General features: G+C 34.9%; 2 protein-coding genes. Both read left to right on the forward strand.

The window, feature by feature from the left end; translation table 11 throughout:
* Window positions 1–273, forward strand: a 273-nt coding sequence (locus HX004_RS17215; RefSeq protein WP_286444033.1) for a hypothetical protein, incomplete at its 5' end; no start/stop codon positions are given.
* An 85-nt stretch (window positions 274–358) separates the two neighbouring features.
* Complete coding sequence (locus HX004_RS17220) at window positions 359–2,284, forward strand: LTA synthase family protein (RefSeq protein WP_286444034.1); 1,926 nt, start codon at window positions 359–361, stop codon at window positions 2,282–2,284.
* Window positions 2,285–2,290: the final 6 nt, after the last annotated feature.

The following is a 2,290-nucleotide window of genomic DNA, read 5'->3' on the forward strand; positions in this document are numbered from 1 at the left end:
GACAGTCAACAACGACAGTCAACAACGACAGTCAACAACGACAGTCAACAACGACAGTCAACAACGACAGTCAACAACGACAGTCAACAACGACAGTCAACAACGACAGTCAACAACGACAGTCAACAACGACAGTCAACAACGACAGTCAACAACGACAGTCAACAACGACAGTCAACAACGACAGTCAACAACGACAGTCAACAACGACAGTCAACAAACGACAGTCAACAAACGACAATCAACTCATTATTTCATCCATCTTCTGCCTAAAATGCAAAAGAATTGACTTAGGCCGTAGCTAAAGCCCTAGAAATAATTAAATTTGTAATTCAAATTTTAAAAATAAAAACCTATCATGCTTTCAAATCGCTTCAGATTAAACGAAATGTTGGTATTCGCCTATCGACTGTTTTTAGCATTCTTTTTTTACTTTATAGCTAGAGTTTTATTCTACCTGTATAACAGTGATTTGCTTGCAGTTGATTCGGTAGGCCAATTTATGAAATTAGCATATCATGGATTGACTTTTGATCGAATGGCTATTTTTTATGTCAATGGATTGTTCATTCTGTTGTCAATCATTCCTATCTTTAAAAGTACGTCTAAAGGGTATCAAAAAGTAGTGTTTTGGAGCTATATTATTCCCAATCTATTAGCTTATGCTACCAATTTTATCGATTTTATCTACTATCGTTTTATCTATGCCAGAACGACAATCGCTGTATTTGATAGCTTAGAACACGAATCCAATAAAGGACAGTTGTTTCTCAATTTTTTAGTGAACTACTGGCATGTATTTGCTTTGTGTATTGGTCTTTGTGCCTTATGGGTGTATTTATACAAACGCGTAAAATTTACCAAACCATTGGAATTAGAAAGCAAGAAGAATTACTTTATTTCTAGTGCTTTGATTTTTGTTATTGTAGCCGTTGGATTTATTGCTGGTGTACGTGGAGACTTGAAGAAAACGACACGACCATTGAATATTATTGATGCCAATCGCCATGTAGAAAAACCTGAACATGCGGATATTGTGTTGAATACGCCTTTTGCTATTTTGCGAACTATTGGAAAAACGAGCTTCAAAAAAGTAGAATACATGGATGAAGCTACATTAAATCAATATGTAAGTGGAACAAAACAATACTACTCAACAGATCCATCTAGACCAAATATTGTATTATTCATCACAGAAAGCTATGCCAGAGAATATATTGGCGCTTTTAATGAGGATATGAATATTCCTAACTTTAAAAGTTATACGCCATTTATTGATTCCTTGGCTCAACATAGTTTAATTTTTCCTAATGCATTTGCCAATGGATATAAATCTATTCACGGTGTGTCTTCTGTGATTGCAGGAATTCCTTCGTTTAAAGATGCCTTTACGTCTTCACCTTTCCCGAAACAAAAAATTGAATCTTTGGTTTCTACTTTAAAGTCAAAAGGATATGATACCTCTTTTTTCCACGGTGCACCGAATGGCTCCATGGGATTTTTGGGCTTTGGGAATATTTTGGGTTATGACCACTATTACGGAAAAACAGAATATAATAACGATGATGATTTTGATGGTACTTGGGGAATTTGGGATGAACCTTTCTTTCAATATATGCGCAAAACACTAAACGAGAAAAAAGGACCATTCTTCGCAACTTTGTTTACAGTATCTTCTCATGAACCATTTAATGTTCCAGAACAATACAAAGGAAAATTTCCGAAAGGCAATCAACAAATTCACCAAACGGTGGGCTATACAGATTATGCTTTTAAACGCTTTTTCGAAGAAAGTAGTAAAGAACCTTGGTTCAAGAATACGATTTTCGTTATCACAGCTGACCATACCAATCAAATTGACTACGATGAATACCGTAAATTAGTGAATCGTACAGCCGTTCCGATTTTGTTCTATACCGCTGATGAACGTTATAAAGGAGTGAATAAAGAATTAGCACAACAGATTGACATTTACCCAACGTTGTTGGATATGATTGGATATGATAAACCCTTTAGAAGTTGGGGAAGAAGCTTGTTAAATGATAGCATCGTAAAACCATTTACTATCAATTATGGTGGAAATGAATATACGTACCAAGAAGGAAATTATATCGTTCGCTTTAATGGAAAAGAAGTGACTGGATTCTATGCAATAAACGATAAGGGATTAGAGCATAATTTGATTAAAAATAAGAATAAAGAAATGGAAGAATTGGAAATGAAGTGTAAAGCCTTTATTCAAGATTACTTTGATCGAATTATCGATAAGCGATTGGATAGGTAAGTTAGA

Origin of the sequence: Myroides sp. 1354 (genome assembly GCF_030324495.1) — a bacterium.
Taxonomy (GTDB): domain Bacteria; phylum Bacteroidota; class Bacteroidia; order Flavobacteriales; family Flavobacteriaceae; genus Flavobacterium.

Bases quoted from the DNA above. Each gene is read 5' to 3' on its own strand.
- HX004_RS17220 (WP_286444034.1), top strand. From the start codon at position 359: ATGCTTTCAAATCGCTTCAGATTAAACGAAATGTTGGTATTCGCCTAT.